The 21603-nt window shown below is 50.6% G+C and carries 13 protein-coding genes; 8 read left to right on the top strand and 5 right to left on the bottom strand.

Annotated elements, in window-relative coordinates:
• The first annotated feature begins 286 nt into the window (after positions 1–286).
• The gene (locus tag PJI16_08245; GenBank protein ID MDT3777548.1) at positions 287–1426 is read left to right on the top strand and encodes a hypothetical protein; all 1140 of its coding nucleotides are present in this window, start codon (positions 287–289) and stop codon (positions 1424–1426) included.
• Between the two features lie 53 nt (positions 1427–1479).
• On the opposite strand, the gene PJI16_08240 is transcribed toward PJI16_08245, so the two are convergent.
• Positions 1480–2007, bottom strand: a complete 528-nt coding sequence (locus PJI16_08240) for a hypothetical protein (protein MDT3777547.1) — start codon at positions 2005–2007, stop codon at positions 1480–1482.
• A gap of 30 nt (positions 2008–2037) precedes the next feature.
• Here PJI16_08240 and PJI16_08235 point away from each other — a divergent pair, with 30 nt between their 5' ends.
• The 3 genes from PJI16_08235 to PJI16_08225 are packed head-to-tail and all read left to right on the top strand — an operon-like array spanning position 2038 to position 7696.
• Complete coding sequence (locus PJI16_08235; protein MDT3777546.1) at positions 2038–3351, top strand: TolC family protein; 1314 nt, start codon at positions 2038–2040, stop codon at positions 3349–3351.
• Positions 3348–4565: an efflux RND transporter periplasmic adaptor subunit gene (locus tag PJI16_08230; GenBank protein MDT3777545.1), complete on the top strand. Its 1218-nt coding sequence runs from the start codon at positions 3348–3350 to the stop codon at positions 4563–4565. Before PJI16_08235 ends, PJI16_08230 begins: the two co-directional genes overlap by 4 nt.
• A complete protein-coding gene (locus tag PJI16_08225; GenBank protein ID MDT3777544.1) occupies positions 4562–7696 on the top strand; it encodes a CusA/CzcA family heavy metal efflux RND transporter in 3135 nt (1044 codons plus the stop codon). Before PJI16_08230 ends, PJI16_08225 begins: the two co-directional genes overlap by 4 nt.
• A gap of 618 nt (positions 7697–8314) precedes the next feature.
• Here the strand turns inward: PJI16_08225 and PJI16_08220 are convergent.
• From PJI16_08220 to PJI16_08210, 3 genes are all read right to left on the bottom strand, one after another.
• A complete protein-coding gene (locus PJI16_08220) occupies positions 8315–8785 on the bottom strand; it encodes a carbohydrate-binding protein (protein MDT3777543.1) in 471 nt (156 codons plus the stop codon).
• 278 nt (positions 8786–9063) lie between these two features.
• Entirely contained in the window at positions 9064–9642 is a 579-nt protein-coding gene (locus tag PJI16_08215; GenBank protein ID MDT3777542.1) for an antibiotic biosynthesis monooxygenase, read from the bottom strand.
• A gap of 115 nt (positions 9643–9757) precedes the next feature.
• Entirely contained in the window at positions 9758–10120 is a 363-nt protein-coding gene (locus PJI16_08210; protein ID MDT3777541.1) for a nuclear transport factor 2 family protein, read from the bottom strand.
• A gap of 333 nt (positions 10121–10453) precedes the next feature.
• Between PJI16_08210 and PJI16_08205 the strand changes: the two genes are divergently transcribed.
• Complete coding sequence (locus PJI16_08205) at positions 10454–11521, top strand: T3SS effector HopA1 family protein (GenBank protein ID MDT3777540.1); 1068 nt, start codon at positions 10454–10456, stop codon at positions 11519–11521.
• A 13-nt stretch (positions 11522–11534) separates the two neighbouring features.
• A complete protein-coding gene (locus tag PJI16_08200) occupies positions 11535–16598 on the top strand; it encodes a hypothetical protein (GenBank protein ID MDT3777539.1) in 5064 nt (1687 codons plus the stop codon).
• Between the two features lie 262 nt (positions 16599–16860).
• Here PJI16_08200 and PJI16_08195 read toward each other — a convergent pair whose 3' ends face one another.
• On the bottom strand, positions 16861–17526 hold the full coding sequence (locus PJI16_08195) for a DNA-3-methyladenine glycosylase 2 family protein (GenBank protein ID MDT3777538.1): 666 nt from the start codon (positions 17524–17526) through the stop codon (positions 16861–16863).
• An 889-nt stretch (positions 17527–18415) separates the two neighbouring features.
• Between PJI16_08195 and PJI16_08190 the strand changes: the two genes are divergently transcribed.
• Entirely contained in the window at positions 18416–20026 is a 1611-nt protein-coding gene (locus PJI16_08190) for an AAA family ATPase (protein MDT3777537.1), read from the top strand.
• The gene (locus PJI16_08185) at positions 20013–21092 is read left to right on the top strand and encodes a UvrD-helicase domain-containing protein (GenBank protein MDT3777536.1); all 1080 of its coding nucleotides are present in this window, start codon (positions 20013–20015) and stop codon (positions 21090–21092) included. Before PJI16_08190 ends, PJI16_08185 begins: the two co-directional genes overlap by 14 nt.
• Positions 21093–21603: the final 511 nt, after the last annotated feature.

Genomic DNA, 21603 nt, shown 5'->3' with positions numbered 1-21603 from the left:
GAATCGGCACGCCTTCTTCCCTTGACAGAAACCGCGGCTTTGCTACTCTCGCATTACAGGAATTCTGGTTACACCGGAGTGATGCAACGCTCAGGGACGGGCAGAGAAATTTCTCATCCAAACATCATTTCCAAGCACAACACCGACAGGAAAGATCCTTCGATGTGTCGTAAGGATCAACATACAGAGAAAAACCCCCACGTGTTTTAAAGAACAGGACACCGTGAAAAAAGAACAAAGGCGAAGCTCTTTTTTGGCCTGCCTCATAGTCTGGAGTCTGCCTTTCATGCTATCTGGCTGCTTTTCTCCGAAAGCTCTGGAACATGTGGTCATTGCGTATGACCATTCGGTAACCAGATCCCTGGTCGAACAATTGCTCCTCAATATTGCCAGATCCCATCATCATCAACCGGTGCATTTCACAGCCATTTCCAGTATTGCCGCCACCTTTAATTATCAATTTCACGCTGGGGCTACCCCGCCACTAGGTGGATTAGATGGCGGATTTGCCTTGGCGCCCATCTTTGGGGGCAGCATCGCTGAAAACCCCACGTTTACCATTAGTCCCATTGAAGGAGAAGATTTTACCCAACGCCTCCTCACTCCTCTCCGGGAAGGAAAATTGACCCTCCTGCTAAGACAAGGGGTCGACATTGATTTACTCCTCCGGCTTATGGCAGGGGAAATCCGTACGACCACAAACAATCAGGAAACCGCCTACTATAATCGACCTGCGGATCAGATCGGATATCCCAAATTTCGACAGATCGTCCTTCATCTTTCCCGTTTACAGGACAACAATCAGCTCTATATAGAACCCTTGGTATATGACCGGGAATGGACCCTGCCTTTATCCTCCTTTTCTGCCGGAGACTTCCAAACTCTGGAAAATAACTATCGCGTCATTGTGGATGCGGATAAGCAGATCTTTACCATTCAAAAACGGTCGATCGGGCATACCGTGATTACGAACTACGACCCCACCACCATTTCCAATAGAGAGCGATTGGCTCTGCAGGCCAAGGCGGATCGTTGGCCGCCGAACGATATCCTGGTCGATATCCGACCCGACAATCCTGGAGGCGAATACCCGATACAAGGGGCCTTTCGGCTCCGGAGTTTTCACGGCATTCTCAATTTTCTGGGTCGATCCATCGCGAATGAGCCGGAGTATCATGTGGATCCTGATCCAGGAACGGGAATCGTCTCAGAAAATCCGGTCCGGGTCTTGGACATAATCGAATCCACTATTGAACGCCCCAATGCCAAACTTTCCGTCACACATGAGGGACATTATTATTCCATCGTTGATGAGGAGAAGCGATCATGGAATCAAGAGTCGTTCCGCCTGCTGTATCAATTGTTTCAAATGACCGTCACCGATGCCCCACGCGGGAATGTCCCCAGCATCACCATTGCTAAATGAAAATTATTCGCACAAACGATCCATTCCACTTGCGGGAGTGAACCCCTTCCCAGTTACAAGGTATCCCAAGAAGTGTGAGGATGAGTTAACCACTCATCGTCACGCTTGACCCCACTGACCAGGGAGATGACAGCTTGTCCCTTTCCGGAACAGCCCTTCCCTGGAGTTCCTTCCTGCTCCAACCTGAACCCCTTCATTTCAACTGTAATCGGCTTAAACCTGTTGTTTACTATAGAGGTTTTCGTAAGCGCACTCTTTGCCACTGAAACTAATTCATGGAATACCTCTTGCAAGGTTAAATTTATGAAGACCCCGTAAAGGTCTTTTTTACAGGGAGCTATTCTTATTCCAAAGGAAGGTACGGGGGATGGGGAAATGTTAGGCGTATCTACGGCAAAATTTTCCGACATCGGTGGAATTATCATCTTGCTCTCAGGGGTTCCAGGGCGATATGGTAAGCTCCTTTTTTTCCTGGGATCTCTTCTCCCACCACCGGTTCCCGGGATATAAAATGCGGAAGGAAAAGTTGCCATTGAGTAGCTTTTGTTCTCCACTCTCCTCCCCTTCATGGTGATCCACACGTCAACGGATTATCATTTCCAGCCAACAACATGACATTCCTCATACGTTTCATCCACTGCCTGTTTCTTACGGTGGTCATGGGGGGGTGCCTATTCGTAACTGCATGGGCGCAACCGGATTTAATCAAAGCTTCAAAGCAGGCATCAGGCACAGCTCCCACCACGGTGACCTTGAGCTTGGACGATTCCTTAACCTTGTTCTTGGAAAAAAATCTTGATCTCTTGATGACCAAGTACGGCATTGACAATGCCAAGGGAATCGCCATCACAGCGAAACTTTTCCCCAACCCAACATTTTTGCTCTATGGAGGAGGCGCATTTACCAGTAAGCAAACATTTGAAGGCACTCGCTATATTACTCCTCAGCTGGAACAGATGTTTTTGCTTGCCGGGAAAAGGGGCTATCGGATGGAAAGCGCGGGCTATGGCATCCAGGCTTCAGAGGCAACATTCACGGATGCCATTCGTCAACTGACGCTCACACTGAAAGACACATATTACCAGGTCCAATTGGCATCCCGGCGTCTTGATCTCGCGAAAGATAATCAAGAGCGGTTTCATCGGATCTTAACAATTGGGGAATTACGTTTTAAAAAAGGCTTCATTGCCGAAGTAGATCTCATTCGTCTGCGCCTCCAAGCAGTAGATTTCGGAGCACAGGTCATCAAATATACGCAGGAGGTCCAAACCGCACTCGCCGACCTCCGACTACTCCTGGCCTTCCCCCCCACAACGGATCTGGTGTTAACCTCCGACCTTATTTATAAACGGGTCACACCTGATATGGAAAAACTTCGGACGGAGGCGTTGAACAAACGTCCGGACCTTCAAGCCAGACGGTTCGTCCTTTCCCAGCAACAGGCCAATTTAAAATTGGCCAAATCACTGAGGATTCCCGATCCCATTGTCGGAGGCGCGTTCACCATGCAGGGACCACAAGGTGGGAGCAACCAACAATTGTATAGCCTCAATCTGGAAGTGCCCCTCCCGGTCTTTGACCGCAATCAGGGAGGCATTGCTCAGGCCGAAATCGCCATTCAAGTCGCGCAAGTCGATCTTCACAAGACGACCCTGGAAGTACAAAATGAGATTGAAGTGAATTTCCGGAATTTAATCCAATCCCAACGCCTGGTGGAGGCCTATCAGGCGGGAGTACTGGACGATGCCAAAACCACATTCTCCATTCTCGAAAAAGCCTATCAAAAGGGTGGAGTGACGCTGATAGATTTGCTCGATGCCGCCCGCACCTCACAGACCATTCTTCAAAACTATTTGGAAGCCCTGTTTGAATACCAACGAAACTTGTTTCTCTTGGAACGGGCTGCCGGCCAGGACATTTTATGACAACCGTACCTTGTGTATTCCGGTGTGTTCTGTTCATCCTGACCCTCAGTGGGATCGCCTGCAGCCAGGAAAGCCCATCAGAAACCTCCGCGACAACAGACACGACATTTACAAAAATGGGCAAGGCCATTCACGCACCCTCAACACCTGAGACCCAAATCGTCACAGCCCTAGTGACCGTTGGCCCTTCCCACCCCGTGTTGTCCTTAGCAGGGAAAGTCTCCTATGGAGAGGATCGATATTCAAAGGTCTCTTCAGCCCTGATCGGTCGGGTACAAAAAATCCATGGACAATTAGGAGCTTTTGTGAAAGCAGGAGAACTCCTGGTCGCCATTGAAAGCCCGGAAATTGCTTCCGCATATTCGGAATTCATCAAAGAACATTCTGATTTATCCTACGCACAACGATCCTACGGGTTGGCCAAAGACCTGTATGAAATCAAAGCGCTCCCGCAAAAAGATTTAAAGCAAGCCGAAAACGATTACGTCAAGGCCAAGGCCGAATTCAGGAGAGCCCGGGAAAAACTCCTGGCCCTTCAGGTTTCCAAAGAAGAACTCGATAAACCCATAGCCGACCAGACGATTACATCCATCTATCAAATCCGAAGCCCCCTTTCAGGCACCATCGTGGACCGGGCCGTAACCCCGGGACAATCGGTCAGCGGGGATCCCAATCAAGTGCTTTTTACTGTAGCGGATTTAAACACCGTGCAAGTCATCGCGGATGTTTACGAACGAGACCTGGGACTTGTGAAAATTAAACAACAAGCGACGGTAACCGTCGAAGCGTATCCCGAGATGGCATTTCCCGCCACCATCTCGGCCATCGGGGATGTCGTGGATCAGACAACCCGGACCATTAAAATACGAGCAGTCGTCAACAATAGCGATCGCAAACTCAAACCGGGGATGTTTGCTCGTTTGAATGTCAAACTGAGCGAGAGTTTCCCCTATCCACTTATTCCTCAAGAAGCGGTGCTGGAAATTGACGGGGAGATGTATGTCTATGTCGCGGATAGAAACAAGCATTACCTGAAGCGTCCAATTAAAACCGGATTCCCCTCCTCAGGCCACATGTCCGTCCTCCACGGCCTTGAGGCAGGCGAAAGGATCGTGGTCAAAGGGGCCGTACTTCTCAAAGGCCAGGATATGAATGTCGAGGACGAGGGATTGTCCTCGGAACACCTTGCCACCCCTTCTCCTCCGACATCATGATCGGCAGACTTGTCGAGCTGTCACTCGTCCAACGTGCTCTGGTCTGCACATTCGGGATCTTCCTCCTCTTCGGAGGACTCTATGCCTTTCATATCCTTGACGTGGTCGCCTACCCGGATCCCTCGCCACCCTTTGTCGAAGTCATATCTCAAAAATCGGGATGGTCAGCCGAGGAAATGGAGCGAATCATCACCATCCCCATTGAAACGGCTCTCCAGGGCATTCCCGGCCTTACCAATGTGCGTTCCTTGTCTCTGTTTGGATTAAGTGAACTCAAGGTCTATTTTGAATTTGGCACCAATTGGTATGGCGTGCGCCAAGAAGTGCTGAATCGGCTCCATTCCGTTGATCTGCCCGATGGCGTCAAACCCGAACTCTCACCCTGGTGGGCCATCGCAGAAATTTATCGATATGAATTAGTAGGTGACGGCTATTCGCTCACCGACCTCAAAACTATCCAGGATTGGCAGGTCCGGCGTGCATTCAAACAGGTGCCCGGGATTATTGATGTGACGGCGTTTGGCGGCACCACAAAAGAATATCACGTAGACCTGGATCCCGGAGCCCTTCTCACCTATGGGGTCACTCTTGCTCAGATCAAAGCCGCCCTCGCCAATAGCAATGCCAATGTTGGTGGGAGTTATTTGGCCTTGGGACCCCAAAGTTACAATGTCAGGGGAGTAGGATTTATCGACAGTCTGGATGATGTCGCCAAAGTCGTCGTGGCAGTCAAGGACGGCACTCCCATCTTCATTGAAAATCTTGGGAAAGTATCCATTGGCACCGCGATCCGTTTAGGACAAGTCGGCATTAACGAGGTGGAGGACACTCTGGAAGGGGTGATCCTTTTACAACGGGACACCCAGGCGCTCCCTACCCTGGAACGGCTCAATCAAAAGGTCCAGGAATTAAACCAAAAGAAACTTCCCCCCGGCGTTCAAATCAAAACCATTTATGACCGGACCGTCATGATTAACACCGTCATTGAGACCGTGGTGCACATATTAATCAACGGGATGGTATTGGTGCTCCTCGTTCTCCTCTTTTTCCTGGGACATTTCCGGACCGCCCTGATCGTCGCCTGTACGATTCCCCTTGCTCTGCTGTTCACCTTTTCGGCCATGGCCATCATGGGACAATCCGCGAATCTCATTTCTCTGGGTGCGATTGATTTCGGGATTATCGTCGATGCTCCCCTGGTCATGGTCGAAAGTATTTTCTATTACATGTGCCACCATGCCAAACCCGGCGTCACCCCTCCTCAACTCATTGCCAGGGCCGCCCGTCATGTAGGACGACCGATCTTATTTTCGACGGTGATTATCGTGGTGGCGTTCATTCCTCTTTTCACCATGACAGGGGTCCCTGGGAAAATTTTTGCGCCTATGTCCATTACCTATGGCCTGGCCCTGGCTGGTTCGCTGCTGCTGGCCTGTACCCTCGCCCCGGCCATGTGTTCATTCCTGCTCAATGGACCCATGCGCGAAAAGGAACCCAAGCTGGTTTCGATGCTCAGACAGAGCTACCTGACCGCTCTTCGTTGGGGACTTCATCATCAAAAGCCGGTACTAGGTGCGGTGGGTATGCTCTTGCTGGTCACCGTTTTAGCACTCAACTTCATGGGTGGAGAATTCATGCCGGCGTTAGAGGAAGGGAACCTCTGGGTGCGGATTCGCATGCCGATCGATATCCGGTTTGAAGATGCCGCCGCCTTGGCCAGCCGTATGCGAAACATGTTTATGGAATCCCCAGAAGTCGCTACCGCAGTCTCACAACTCGGACGCCCGGATGATGGCACAGACCCCGAAAGTTTTTTCAATGTGGAATATTACGTCAATCTCAAACCCCGGGATGAATGGCGCCCCGGCCTGACCAAGGAAGGCCTGATGGAAGAAATTGAGGGCCGTCTTGAGACGATCCCCGGCCTCAAGGTTAACTTCTCCCAACTCATCCAAGACAGCGTGGAAGAAGCCATGTCGGGCGTGAAGAGCGAAAACTCAATCAAGCTGTACGGTCACAACCTCACAGAACTTCAATCCCTTGCGGAGAAAGTAGAGGGTGAACTCAAAAATATCCGCGGAGTGAAGGAACTCAGCATCAACCGGACCATGGGACAACCCAACCTCCTGATTCAAGTTGACCGGCAAGCCTGCGCCCGTTACGGCATACAAGTCGGCGATGTGAATGCCGTAGTTCAGGCTGCCATCGGTGGGGAAGCCGTCACGGAAGTGATTGAAGGGGACCGACGATTTGATTTAGTGGTTCGATTTCTTCCCCAATATCGACAGGACGAAACCACCATTGGGCAGATCCAGGTCAGTTCGCCTGAAGGGGTCGGCATTCCGCTCAAACAATTATCCACGATTGTTCGACAGACCGGCGCATTTATGATTTATCGGGAAAATCACGAGCGATATATTCCCATTATGTTCAGCATCCGTGACCGGGATCTGGTAAGCACGATTCGAGAAGCCCAACGGCATTTACAGGAAAAAATTCAACTTCCGGAAGGATATCATCTCGAATGGGCGGGGCAATATGATCAATTGGTCAAGGAACAACAACGCCTGATGATTGTCGTGCCCCTGACCATGATCCTGATTCTCTTTTTGCTGTACCTCACGTTTGGCTCATTCCGGTACGCCTTCATCGTGCTCGCCACCGTTCCCTTTGCCATGATCGGGGGGGTCCTCTCTCTGGTCCTGACTCATACGCCCTTTAGCATTTCCGCTGCCGTAGGATTTATTTCCACATTGGGGATCGCCATTCTGGGCGGCGTCTTAATCGTCTCCAGTATCCGGGAGTTGGAACGAAACGGCATCCCCCTCAAGGAGGCGATACTTTCAGGAGCCGAGTTGCAGATGCGACCGGTGTTAATGGCCACTCTGGGAGCCGCGCTGGGGTTAGTTCCCGCCGCGCTCGCAAGCGGTATCGGTTCGGAAGCTCAAAAACCGTTGGCCCGTGTGGTTGTGGGCGGCATGTTAACCGCCACCTTTCTTATTCTATTCGTTGTTCCCATTTTGTACCAATTGACCAGTCAGTACTCTAAGAAACGGTCCCGACCCCAACTCAATCCGGAAGAACCGGAACTCATCGACCAGGACGCTCCTCATAGAAGCGAGCATCCTTAACCCTTCCCACGGCCTGCTTCCCAACTCATACCCGATCTCTCCAATTTCCAGGGAATGTTGAAAAAGGCCGCCAGCGGCGTTCTCGCCCCTTCGCCGTGCTCACGTACTCCTCCGTACGCTCCGCTCGTCCAAGCCGCTGCGGCCTTGCTGGACGGGCCTTTTTGAACACTCCACCATTTTTCTCTGGTGAGCCTCGTTGACTCCTAAGCTGATGAAGCGGCGAATTTTTTATAATATTCAACAGTCCCTTTCAGAAAAACTTGGGTCCCTCTGTTTCTGAGGAGGTTAAGTTTTAACCATCAAAAGATATTTTACGTTTCCATTGAGGATGATGACGCTGGAGATCTCATGCGGCATGAAATGAATTGTAATTTTGAATAGACATCATCCAACCAATGGGTGCATGGTGGAACTCAATCTGATTTATACCGGGGAGGGAGATTTCTCAGATGAATTAGGCCAAAATCAGGTGGGATGGTTTATCACTGCATCCGTAAACATTTCTGATTCCTGGAGAAATGCCGATAAATTCGCCGGATTTCATTGACAGAAAAGCCGGCAGTTCTCGTAGTTTCTCATTGCCGCGAATCAGGCTTTGAAAATCGGTTTAGCCAAGAGTTAGGCCAACCGCAACTGCGACAACGACGCGAGGGCAGGTCCCCCACTGGTGTCCGGGATGATGCTCAACTCAAGCACCGTGACCGCCGGAAGGTCAACGTGGTGGTCTTCCGTCTGGCGGGTTGCCCCTTCGGGACTGAAGTTCCACTGCTGGCGCACGATTTCCCGGAACGATTGCCCGCCATCCGGCGACCAACGCAGGACGTACTCTTGCGTGCGCCCGATGCGCGTTTCCACGAAGTCTAGCCAGATCCTCTGGAGCGGTTGCGGAGAGGCGAAGAGCAGGCGAATCGTCTGCTTCCCGAGCCCTGCGGCACGCCATCCCGTGGTTCCACCCGACACCAACGCTGCCTCAATGGGATAAGCGGCGTCCTCCGAGGTGATTTCCACCTCCGCAAGCTCCTCCACATTCAACCAGTCTCCTGGCGGTTCGGTTCCTTGTTGAACCTGACCAATAATTTTCTTGCGCATCGATGTGCCTCCTGATTCCAAGCTGAAATAAATATCCAGCTGCCTCACGATGGATTAACTGCTTCCGTATGAGTCTACCGGTCTGGTCCCCGAGCAGCAAATGCCTCTGTGGCATCGGAATCCACACCTCAGGACCAACGAACAAAAACCTCCTATCGCACTCTGCCATAATTCAGAGAGGGACCTTTAGTTATAAAAGGAAATATGTCAAGCAGGGTAAGGGGATTCCGGTGATGCCTGTCCACTGCAGCTATTTGTGAAACGTAGATTCATCGAAATCAGGTAAACAACCAGCGTTGGATCAGTTTGGTGTAGTGCGGCATAACAAGATAGACCATGACCCATACCACGAAACCGGTGCTAAACAGCAAGTCCAGATAATGATTGTAAGGTACGCCCAATTGCCGAAGCACCAAGGCAACGACCAGCGGAATGACAAGCACCAAGGGATAAATGGCGGACCATGTCACGAGAAACTGTTTCCAGCGGACAGGTACCTTCGCTCTCGCGCCTTCGGGCGTGAACCAAAAATCCAAACCACTGCGTATGAAAAAATCATCATCTTGAGCAAGGAGCGATCGCACCTGTTCGATGAGTCGTTTGCGATCCTGTGAACTCATCCATTCCTGGAGGTGTTCCCTGGTATCAAACCGGATGATGACCGTATAGGTTGCTGTGAGTCCGGGAATCGGACGGATAATCTGCAAATCCAGGTGGCCCGGGTAGCTTCTGCATAGCGGACCGATTTCGTTCAACCAGGCGTCATAGCCCTCTTGTTGACCGTCCCGCACACGATGCGTAATCACACCGGTGGCGCCCCGTCCCAACGTGCTCGAAGAGGGATGTTCATGATTCACAATGTCGACACCTCATATTATTAAGAAATTATGCACGCATAACATCGGTATCCTGGGCATAATGCACGGCAAGACGTTCCATGCAACGATATGCGAAAGGGCAGGATTCTGACATTCATAGCTTGTCAGGAATGGGCAAACCATGTAGACGCAGAAATGACAGCTTGTCCCAATACCCGCGTTGGAAGACAATCTTATCATCCAGCACCTGAAAGAATCCGCATCCCCGCAACCCAAGCGGGTCCCGCCACTCAAGTATGGCCCAGTCATCGATTTCAAAAATGCGTTCAACGATGCAGCACATCTCCGCCTTTGCAAATTCCTCCTCGAACATCTTGTGAATAGCCGCCCGACCCACAACCTGGTCATTCGCCACCTGATGATTCACCGCGTCTTCAGTGTAAAAGCCGGCGAGTGCCTCGGCATCGGCCCGATTGAATGCCTCTACCCATGCTCGAACAATTGCACTTGGTGTCATATGCGTTTCACAACATGAGATGACTTGTGTATGTGGAGCAGGTGCAACCTTGTCATCAAACGTCCGCCTCCAATGAATCCGTATACCCAAATCCAACAATGAAATATTCTCAACCCCACACATGCACAATAACGAATCCAGGCGAAATAATTTGCCACGATAGCCTGAACCGGTCAATGGCTCAGGTGTCCTGAGTGGAGTAAAAGTTATCAGAAAATTTTGATTGAATAGGTAAATTAAGATACCCTCTTGAGGCAGCTTGGGCGTCATCCAATCCATCAATGCATTTTTTAACATCTGATCCGCAAAGAGCAGACAAGGACGAGATTTCACATGCCCTGCCCCTATAAGCATAACGGATGTAACGGACCTGAGAACAGCGATTTGGTTTGCTCTGCCTGCAGCCTGGATAATTTCTTACACACTATCTACGACAAACGATCTGAAATTTTTTCAGCATATGACGGTTCGGGAATACGCCAACAGGAATTCATTTATGGCCTCTACGAAGGGACACAGAAAGAGACGCCTCACATAACTGATGAGGAAAAAGATACACAGCTCAAAGGTTTTTTAAAAAAACTCTGTGGATTATCGCAGTGGGCTTCTGACTATTTTTTTGACCGGGTCTTGATTCAAGCAACTGACGACCCACGCGAAAAGTTGAAGATTGGTCCTTTCATGAAATACTTACATGATGTATACCTTTCAAAGGACCCTAGGACATTTTCACCAAATTTACGCGATGACTTGATGGAAGACTTTTATCATCTGTGGGCACGAAATGAAGATGATGAAGACAAGCAGGTGACTCAACGTATTTATATTAATACGCGGGAATGGAAAACCGAGGCCGCGCTTGCGGTTTTTGAAAAAATATTTACATCCGTGTTGTTTGAACAAGGGAATGCAAAAAAACCAAACATGAACATTGACGAAGCTAAAGTTGCCGGTCCAGCCATGCTTGGACGAAATGACACCATCATTATCTATTTATATGAAGAATCTGCAATCACAGACGTCAAGAAAATTATTGAGGGGTTTGAGCCGGAACTGATGAAACTGATCGGCCCAAAAATTCCACCGATGACCCAGGGTCTGATCAAAGGCAAAGGCGTCGCCCAGGGAGCCGAGCCACCTGAACTAGGGTTTATCGATAAGAATACTCCGGCAGTTAATCACGGAGATAATAAATCTCGGGTGATGGATGCCAGTTCCTTCGGATCCTACCGTTCGTATCTGATCGCTCAAATCTTTCAGGAACATTCAAAATTTGACTCAATTGAAAACTTTTCAAAGGCCGTCAAACAACGATTTTGGGAGTATGGCATTAATCCAAACACACCTCACCTCAATGAGAAAGTACTGGAAACTCCCCAATCAGGTCCTTATCCGACATGAAGGTTTCAGACAGATGAGTCTTTCCGCAATCGAACAGTCTATGCGAAATGCCCTCAAGGGCACTGAGCTTGTTTTCAATGCGCAAACGACTGGTTGTATGGCTGTCGACTCCCTGCTCGGGCTCTTGTTAAGCGATCGATCCCTGAACCTTCAAGGCGTTGAACTCCTCCCATCTCTCACACAATTAATCGTTAAAGGCAGGGGCTCCTTCTACAAGTTCACCAATGCCAGGATCGAGGTCATATTTACACAGGAAAGCCAAGGCCTCACCGTGCGGCTTTCTGCCATTCCACCGACCACCGTTCCCCTCCTCAAAGGGCTCGATGCCTTGACCGATGTACTGGGAAAGAGAATGGTGAGCGAACTCCCAACACCCCTTCAACGCCCACCCGGCCTTTCTTTGAACACGATCATTCTTACGAGTGGGTCTGAGGAGGTGGCTCGTTCTTCCATGAGAATGACTGTCGGCACAACTGCCAGTTGGTCTATTTGGCCCTCTCAGGTGAGCCTGGACAACATCGTGCTCGAATTCGAAGTTTATTCGCCCTCTGACCCTCAGCATCGGCAGACGGGCATTTCCATCCATGCGGCGAGCACCATAGCAGGGGCACACTTCACAACCTTTGTCCGCCCTCCTTCTTTGACCGTGTTTGGCGGTTTACGGGATGGCGAAACGCTTGCCCTTGCGAAAGTGCTCCAAATTTTCCTGCCTTCTGTGTCCCTCGCACTCCCCACGAATCTTGTGATCTCAAAATGTTTTATTCGGGCCGATGCAGGTACTCGACAGATAGAGCTAGTCGCAGACTTGACCGGAAAATGGCCCATCACCCTTGGTGCGGCCTCGGTGACACTCCGGGAATTGGGCTTTCAGCTTGAACTGGACACGCAGTCTCCCAACGAATCAACTGTCGTTCTCAATGGCAGAACGGAAGTCGCCGGGCAGCCAATCGCTCTTGGAGCCAGCTATTCGCGGACAGACGGATGGGGATTCACAACAAGACTCCCTGACATCACACTCTCAAAGATGCTTGCGCCCTTTCTGCCAAAGGCGGTCTTACCCCAAACCCTTTCCACACTGGGGCTGACCAACGCCGTCTTGTCCACACAGATGAAGACCGGGTTTCTCTCGTTACGAACAGGGCTGACCGGGCAGTGGATAATTCCCCTCGGAGACCAAACATTAACGATAAAAAAGATGGCGCTCCGCGTAGAAAGGCAGCGGAATAACGCCCCGGTCTCTGCAACCTTCTGGGGACAAGCCATTTTGGGGACGCTGATTTTCGACGTACGGTCTGAGCTACTGGCAAAAAACATCTCATTCACAGGTTCTATCGTTTCGTTAAGTTTGTCCTCAATTTTACGCCAATTTCTTAAGGCGGTGAGCCTGCCAGCCGATTTGCCCATCGACATAGAATTTTCCGATCTGCACGCCTCAGTGAGTCCCAGCACTGGCGCCTTCTCCTTCAGTGGACAGTCCACTGAAACCTGGACGATCCCGCTTGGCATCGGCCAGCTGACGATTACCGGCTTGAGTCTTCAGGTGGATAGAAGCACGACGGGCACTGACAAGAAACAGGCCGGAACGACCTGTCGTGTTGAGGGGCAGGGGAAACTCACTCTCAGCATCGATGGTTTCTCTGCCAACTTCGCCGGCTCGGTGGAGTTCGTGGCAAGCCCTACACAAGTTAGTTTTACCTTTTATGCAAAGGGCCCCCACGGCAACACGCTCAAGCTGCCGATTCCAACCGGAATTTCGACAATCAAGCCTCAGGCCGTTTTCACGTTCGATGAATTAGCCATCAATCATACCCAAGACGGATGGCAGATCATGGCTGATGCCACGACCCAATTCACGGGCCTGCCATCGTTCCTGACTGCGAAGATACCCGGAACTACGCTCAGCCTTGTGCCACAAAAGCCTCGCAAGTGGACTTTGTCCGCAGGCAGAGGGGAGGTCGCATTTTCTACGACGCGTCTGTGGGACAATCCGTTGCCTCCCACGGCACTCCCCACGCTCAAGATCAACGGAAATACTGTGTCGCTCGGCGTGTTCTGGCTGGATGTCCGTGATTGGAAGATTCGCTTCGGCAAGGGATCGACAACAGAGCCTAAGCTTGCCCTGCAGGCGACAATAGACGTGGCTGTGTCAGACGAGATCAACCGTGTCTTTGGCGTCGGGAGGAATGGTCTCCCCTGGTTGAAATTTTTCAAAACCGCCAAGCGGAATCAGAAGAATCCGCTTTCCACCGCGACGGGTCTGCAATTGAGCCTTTCGGAGAAAGGGATCAGCGCTCAACTTCAAGGGTCTCCGATCAATGTCATGCAGCCGGATGAGCAAGGCTTGTATCACATCACCTTGGGGCCGAATGGTTTGTTCGGCGAGCTTAGCTGCCCTCTGCCGACGTTTCGCTACAACGGGCTCGGGTGGACGGCAGCCGGAGAATTCCACATTGAAAAACCTTTACAGTTGCCGTTGACTCCACTGAGGGAAGCTCTCACCCAGGCAGGACTGGGCCCTATGGCGGAACTCATACCCAAGGCCATTCCGTTAGACGATATCGCATTGGTGAAGAATAACCGGCTCACCTTTGATCCCTGGCTTGCCAAACTCCAGGAGAAATCTCCGTCCCTTCGCATTCCGCCAGTGGTCATCGACGCGCTCAATGAACTGGTCTCTCTTGGTGATGCGATTCTCGAACGAACCCCCGGTCAACTCAATGAGTATCTGGCATTCGTCATGCCCCAAGACCTCAGCTTTGCGATTGAAGTTAGCGGGACCGGTGGAATGAAGCTGGACGTGACCACCCGCACACAGGCCAATCCGAATCCTCAACCTCTTAAATTGTTACTGCCCTTTGCCGGTCCACCCTTTGGCCTACCTGAATTGCTGGGGATTCAATTAACCTCGCTATCATTCGGCCAAATCCTGAGTGGCTCACTGTTCCTGCTTCAATTGGAAGGCAAGTTCGACCGCTTTGACCTGTTGGCACTCGCAGGTTGTCTGACCACCGGTTATTTAATTGATGGCAAAACAAGTTGCAAAGCCTTTCAATATTCCTACACTATTGATCAGTTACTCGCCGTGCTCCCTGCAGGTTCTCCGGTGCCTGTTCCGCTTTTCTATAAGGAACTCGCCATTTCATATTTCGGCTGGGAAATGCTCAAGGCCGAAAGCCGTTGGTCCTTCCCTCAACCCGATGGCGGGTTGTTTGCCCTGATTGGTCTGTTTTCCCAACTGCTTCCCTTCTTTACCAAAGCGACATACAAGTTGGATCCAGAAGTTGCGCCGAAAGGATTCAAACTGCCGTTCATGATCGGACCCAATTACCTTCAGCTCCCTCCGTATCTCGGAGGGGCGATTCTTGGCACCAAGACCGGACTGCCAACGTGGAGTGTATGGAAATCGTTGGCCAACCTGCTCAACGGGTTCAAAACAGGAAGCCCCCAAGATTTCGTCAACGCGCTACCTGTGGAGGCACGCGTCGGTGAGGAGGGAGTCGTTTTTGGTCCGTTCAGTATTGAGGTCGGGTTCGCTGTGACCACTCCACGAGAATTCAAAAATGAAATCTTACCAGGCAAGGTACGGACGAAGCCTGGGCAGAAGTTCGGTCAGAGAATTCGTGCCATGAGAACGGGGCCCGACAAGCAAATAACCGCCCTCTTACCCAAACCCACCAAAGGTCCCCCGAACAGTGACGGACTTATTATTCTATTAGTCGGCACCTTTGAGATTCACAACATCATCACGTTACAGAGTGCTTTTGGATTAGCGGCCATCGACTCAAAAGTGTCCGGCAAGGGGTTTGGCACAGGCGTCCAGTTTACCGGAACGCTTGGCAATGCCTTTACGATGAAGATTGCGGGTGCGATCACGGTCACCTCGACTCTACTCAGTATCAAGGGCAGTACAGGTATTTGGTGGAAGAACCGCCTCATGACCGGCGTCGATCTGCTGACGGTTGTCGACAAGAAGGGCTTCTTCACCCAACTCACGTTTAACGTCACCCCGAAGTGTTCGATCGCCGGAACATGGACAATATCGAAAACCGCGATGTCTATTGGGGGAGATATCACATGGGACTATGGAGGTAACGGACCATTCACCGCAGGAGGATTGATAGCCTTTTCGAAGAATGGACTCACCCTGACGACCACTCAAATCAAGGGGGCAGCGCTTCATGGGGTTACGATCCAGAAACTCACGGCTATTTTTCCTGCCACCGGTGGACCGTTGACTGCAACAATCGACTTAACGATCCCGCAAGAATTGCGCACGGCCTTGCGCGGGGAAATACAAAAGGTAAGCCATGAAGCCCGGGATGCCCTGAACAATGCACGACAATTAACCACGACAGCCCTGGATGCCTTAAAGGGACATGAATTAAGTCTCAATGGCGTAAAAGCCATGCTCGTAGCGATATGCAACCAGGTGATCAAGACGATCAACGCGAGGATAAAGAAATTACCGCAGAAAAAAACCTATGGAAAATGGCCCTTTTCGAAAACTGTGTACATTCGTGCGGAGGCTACAAAAGAAGTCGCGCCTTACCTGCAAACCCTGAGCGCGTTTAGCAAGCGGTTTAACAAGAGCACCAAGGCAACTCTTGCCGCCGATGTCACGGCCCTCGTCAATTGGGCATTAAAGAATAAGACTCACACGGTATCTCGATATGGATTCAAGATTAAAACCATCACCATATTGGCGACCGGGACAGTCAATCAACTAAATGACGTTAAAAAGCACGTTCCCCAATGGATTGCCCGACTGCCTGAAAAAAATATCGGCCTGACCGTGAACGGGAAGATACTCCAATATGCCAAAAACAGCGTGGATGCAGCACTCAATGACATCGCCACCTCTCTGGAGAAGGGTGAGGAAAATGTCCCCATGGTCACGGGAATTTCTGTGGGCACCACTCTCTCGGTTCTTCCCTCTTCAGGTGTGAAAGTCCTGATCCAAGTGACAAGGGGCAACAGGTCCAAGACGTATCCTGCCTCCTTCAGCTTTACAAATCCCGCCGCAGGGGCATCGGACCTCCTGAAACTGCTCTTAAAGGATTTGGGGACCTCCTTGTAACACATGGTATTCGTTCTCCCAAGATTTCAGGAACCTTATATATGGAATAACTGACACTCCGGAATCCGACCAGAAAAAGTGTATCTCAGAGAAAAACGAGACCGTCAAAGAAGACCTCAAACCCAAATGCGTAAAGGGAGGGGTTGATCTCCTCGACAATAGAGTGCTGTTCATATGCCGACGAAATAACGATGTTTCTGGGATACCTATCCTGGACGATCAGCCTCGCGAGTGCAACGAGGGTTGGCCTGGCATCGCGGTGTTACCCCCAAGGCAGGTACTGACCCCGTGCGTTAAGATAATGCGTCCACAAAATCCTGGCAGCAACCGAGCGCCACGGAGCCCAGTCGCTGGCCAGGAACTGCTGCTCATCTCTCGTCGGGAGAACCATCAGGTGTTTCACTTCACGGAGCGCGACCGCCAGGGCCAAATCCCCATGAGGCCAGACATCGGGACGTCGGAGCGCCATCAGGTAATAGATATCCACGCTCCATGGCCCGAGCCCTGGAACCGCCAATAAGATCTGCCGTCCACGATCATCGGAACCACGGGCAACAGCACTGAGATCAAGACTACCGTCGAGCATGCGTGCGGCAAGACCAAAACAATAGCCGGCTTTCTGCCTCGTCAGCCCGAAACTCCTCAACCCGTTCACTTGAATGGCATAGACCGCTTCCGGAGTCATCCCATCCAGATGGCTGGAAAGCCGCTGATACATCGTGCGCGCCGCGGCCAGCGACACCTGCTGCTCAAGGATAATCTGAATGAGAGAAGGGAATCCGGGTTCTCGCCCCCACATCGGAGGCTCGCCCAACCGACCGAGGACATCACCCAAATCGGGATCCACCTCCGCCAACTCCCGTGCCCCTCTACTAAGCGAAGCCGACGTCAGCCGCCGAGGGGTCCTAATAGGCAATTGTGTTGGCATCAACGAACCTGGTTTCAAAACAGTTGCCCGGACAATGTGAGCTAAGCGGAGTGCCCCGGATTTCCTATGGCTCTCATCTTGCGCCTCCGACCATCTGGTCTCCAACAGCACATTTACCTCTGTGTCATCTCAAACTATCCCTTAGACCCTGCGCAACTCCAAACTCCACTATCGAATGCGGTGGAATAATCGAGATGAATTTTTGGAGGATCATACAAAATTACTGGCTCCCTCGTCGAAAGAATTGGGAATGAAATGATTTATGGCCGATTCCCCAACTCTCGTATCAACGTGATGTTCGGTGGTGCCGGGTTTCGCCCCTGCAGACGAGGGTCTTTTGTTTCGGCAAACGGCCCCAAAACCATTGACGCCCCGTCTGGCCTCATGAGAGGGGACGGACGCCAACTTGCGGAGGGCGGACCAACTCGCAAGGCTCAAACAAGGTCCGCTAGATGCTAAGAGCGTCCCTCCCTTTGGCCAGCCGGCAGGCGTCGACCACAAAACACAAAATTTCAGGATCTCTCATGAAAGAGCGCCGATCCCCCCATCAAGAATTCCCCAATTCTTCCTGACCATATTTTCTGCACAAATGAACCAGCCAAAGCAGTCCAAAAAGTTGACATATTTATTCAGTTGACTAAGAATCCCCACATGCCCATTCCAGAGCGTTCGCTTTTAGTCTGTTATCCATCGGGACTGGCATGTGTTAGCCGTCCGCTGGACGGGCTTTAAATCGATCCGAGAATTCGGTTTATCATTGGTCGGCCAATTTCGACATTGAACTACGTACAGTACGAAACTAATCCTCGCTCTCGGTTTTAAGCATGAGGCGTTCCAGGTCTGGCACGTGGGAAATATAGCCGTGAACTTATAGGAGCATGAACTGGAAATGCGGATCACTCGAATTTATATCGAAGGATTCAAGCGATTCACTCAATTCGAACTTGAATTGAACCCAACCTTCAACGTTATCGTTGGGGACAATGAGACCGGAAAGAGCTCTCTACTGGAGGCTATCGCCCTCGTTCTCACCAGCCAGTACGAAGGACGCCTTATTCAGTATGCCATCGACCCATACCTATTTAATGCGGCGATTGTCAGAGAATTTTTTGCAAAGCGACAGATAAGTAAGGAGGCTCAGCCGCCACGAGTCTTGATTGAGGCGTATCTAGATTCTATTGACGATGATCCTGCCTTGGCGAAATTCAGTGGGACGAACAACACAAAGAGCGAAGACTGCCCGGGACTAGTAATGACGATTGAAGTCGATAGCAATCAGGTTGAAGCACTGAAGGAATATGCTGCGGATGACTCGAATCCGACTGTATTGCCCGTCGAGTTCTTCCGGGCCACATGGAGATCGTTTAGCGGGGAGGGGGTATCCCTCAGACAATTACCCTTCAGGGTCGCAATGATCGACACCAGTCTTAGCCGAATGTACCGCGGGCCAAACAAATACTTGTCCCAGGTAGTAAATGATGTTCTTAACGAAAGCCAGCGACGTGAATTATCGCTTGCGTACAAAAAATTGCAACATCAGTTCGCACATGCACCCGGTGTTACAGCTATCAATGAACACTTGAAAAATCAGGGCAATGCTGCAACATCAAAGGAGCTGACTGTCCAGGTGGACATGTCTTCTCGGGCTTCATGGGACAGCGCCATTACCGCTCATCTGGATAATCTGCCTTTTGATTGTGCGGGTAAAGGGGAGCAGTGCCGAGTACAGTTGCGCCTTGCCATTGCAGGAGCGGAACAGTCACAGGTACTCCTCATCGAGGAACCGGAGAATCATTTGTCGCATTCAAACCTGAACATGCTCATGGATGACATCAGGAAAGACTGTTTGGATCGCCAGGTAATTATCACAACCCACAGTGGTTTTGTTTTGAACAAGTTGGGAATCGACAATCTCAGACTTATCTCATACGATGGGCGATCAGCAACCCTGGAGCATTTAACTTCAAACACAAAAGATTACTTCATGAAGCTGCCTGGCTACGACACGCTTCGGTTGATCCTCTCGCAAAAAAGCATTCTTGTAGAAAGGCCATCAGACGAATTGATCGTGCAACGAGCATACAAAGAAAAGCATGGGAAACTACCGCTCGAAGACGGGATTGACGTAATTTCGGTTGGTGCACTTGCATTCAAGCGGTTTCTGGAGATTGCAGCACTTCTGAATCTCGATGTGCGCGTCGTAACGGACAATGATGGGGATGTGGCTGCACTAAAGGGAAAGTACTCCTCATTTATCAATGACGATAGTTCGAAAATTCGCATCCTCTTTGACGATGATGAATCCCATCCCACGCTCGAACCCCAGCTCCTTAAGGCAAACTCTCTCCAAGTTCTCAACACCATCCTTAATACTACGCACTCAAATGATCAGGCCTTATTGAAATACATGAACCGATATAAAACTGATTGCGCTCTAAAGTTGTTCGAGACTGCTGAGGAATGGATCGCACCGGAATACATCATCCATGCCATCGAGTGAGAACAGGGTTATTGTCGCTTGTGCGGGATCAGGCAAGACGACACGGTTGGTAGACGAGGCGCTTAACAACCGACATCGCCGTATTGCAATGGTCACATATACCAACAATAACGCACGCGAGATTATCACAAGATTTGGACAAAAAAACTCGGGGGTTCCCAAACATGTCGACGTGATGACGTGGTTTGGATTTCTCCTGCGGGAATGTGCGCGGCCCTATCAGCGAGCAAAGTATACTGAGAAGAGGATTGAGTCGTTACTATTCGTGAACGAACAATCCGCAAAATATGTTAAAGAAACAGATATTGGACGCCATTATTTCGCTAATGGTGAATTGATTTACTCAGACAAGATCGCGAAATTTGTGATCAAATGCGAGGCCAAGACGGTCAAAGCCGTGACCGCACGATTGGGAAAGATCTATACCGATGTGTTCATCGATGAATTTCAAGACCTGGCAGGATGGGATCTTGAATTTATCAGGATGTTATTGCAATCAGGCATTCGGATCACACTCGTTGGAGATCCTAGACAACATATCTACAGCACCAACCCGGCACAGAAGAACAAGCAGTATCTCGGAATCGGGGTGCTTAGCCTGGTCGACAAATGGGAAAAAGACGGATTGTGCTTAATTGAGCACATGAGCGCTACCCACCGATGCAATAGGCCAATTTGTGAATTCTCGAACACGCTCTGGCCCGGAATGGTCGCTATGACGCCCTTACGGATTGACACAACTGCCCATGATGGAGTGTTCCTTGTGGCCGAGAACTTAGTAAAGGAATACATAGAACGATTCAATCCCCAAGTTCTACGCCATGACAGGCGAGTGAAAACGTACGGATACGAAGCGTTGAATTTCGGATTGGCGAAGGGCCTGCAGTTCCCAAGGGTTTTGATCGTTCCAACTGGACCAATCAAAAAATTTTTAGAAAGTAGCGAACTTGGCCACATCGAAAAGTCGAGGGACAAGTTGCATGTCGCAATCACACGAGCATGGTACAGTGTGGCCTTCGCCTTTGACGGGCATTCACCAGTTGTACCAAATCGATGGAATCCCTGACGGAACGATCAAGGTCTTCCGCAATTTCTGTCTGGCTGCCGTCGATATTTTCAAGTCGATGGCACGGTTTACTTATAGTGAGAGAAGGTCGAGGTAGCGAAACCCAAACAGCGCATAACAACCATTTACAACGGACAGCCCGCTATTCAGCCTGTTGTTGAACCAATTTTGAAAAAAGACGGTGACGAATTTTCTTTTCCGAATGTCCAGAAAGCACTTTAATGATCGCATCATGGAATTGAGACAGCAGGTTTTAATCGCTTCGTTACCTCGGGAGTATAAGTGGCCAGGGCATCTGATCCAAGGTATGGGATTCTGTTTTAGGCATTCCAAATAATTACCAAAGCTTTATTGTCGGCATGAGCACCCCACTTCCTTTTCCCTGACGCCTTCTGGCTGGCCCTGGGGGGGACGCTCTCCTCCCCTGGCGGGCTTTGTTTGAGCAGAGCGAGTTAGCCCGCCCTCCAAATTCTTGCGTTCGCCCTATCTGATGTGGCCAGGCTGGGTGTCA

The organism is Nitrospira sp. MA-1 (genome assembly GCA_032139905.1).
In the GTDB taxonomy this organism is placed as follows: domain Bacteria; phylum Nitrospirota; class Nitrospiria; order Nitrospirales; family UBA8639; genus Nitrospira_E.
This window is presented reverse-complemented; position numbering and strand designations above follow the sequence as displayed.

Bases quoted from the DNA above. Each gene is read 5' to 3' on its own strand.
- PJI16_08245 (MDT3777548.1), top strand. From the start codon at position 287: ATGCTATCTGGCTGCTTTTCTCCGAAAGCTCTGGAACATGTGGTCATT.
- PJI16_08205 (MDT3777540.1), top strand. From the start codon at position 10,454: ATGCCCTGCCCCTATAAGCATAACGGATGTAACGGACCTGAGAACAGC.
- PJI16_08210 (MDT3777541.1), bottom strand. From the start codon at position 10,120: ATGACACCAAGTGCAATTGTTCGAGCATGGGTAGAGGCATTCAATCGG.
- PJI16_08230 (MDT3777545.1), top strand. From the start codon at position 3,348: ATGACAACCGTACCTTGTGTATTCCGGTGTGTTCTGTTCATCCTGACC.
- PJI16_08200 (MDT3777539.1), top strand. From the start codon at position 11,535: ATGAGTCTTTCCGCAATCGAACAGTCTATGCGAAATGCCCTCAAGGGC.
- PJI16_08185 (MDT3777536.1), top strand. From the start codon at position 20,013: ATGCCATCGAGTGAGAACAGGGTTATTGTCGCTTGTGCGGGATCAGGC.
- PJI16_08190 (MDT3777537.1), top strand. From the start codon at position 18,416: ATGCGGATCACTCGAATTTATATCGAAGGATTCAAGCGATTCACTCAA.
- PJI16_08225 (MDT3777544.1), top strand. From the start codon at position 4,562: ATGATCGGCAGACTTGTCGAGCTGTCACTCGTCCAACGTGCTCTGGTC.
- PJI16_08220 (MDT3777543.1), bottom strand. From the start codon at position 8,785: ATGCGCAAGAAAATTATTGGTCAGGTTCAACAAGGAACCGAACCGCCA.
- PJI16_08195 (MDT3777538.1), bottom strand. From the start codon at position 17,526: ATGCCAACACAATTGCCTATTAGGACCCCTCGGCGGCTGACGTCGGCT.
- PJI16_08235 (MDT3777546.1), top strand. From the start codon at position 2,038: ATGACATTCCTCATACGTTTCATCCACTGCCTGTTTCTTACGGTGGTC.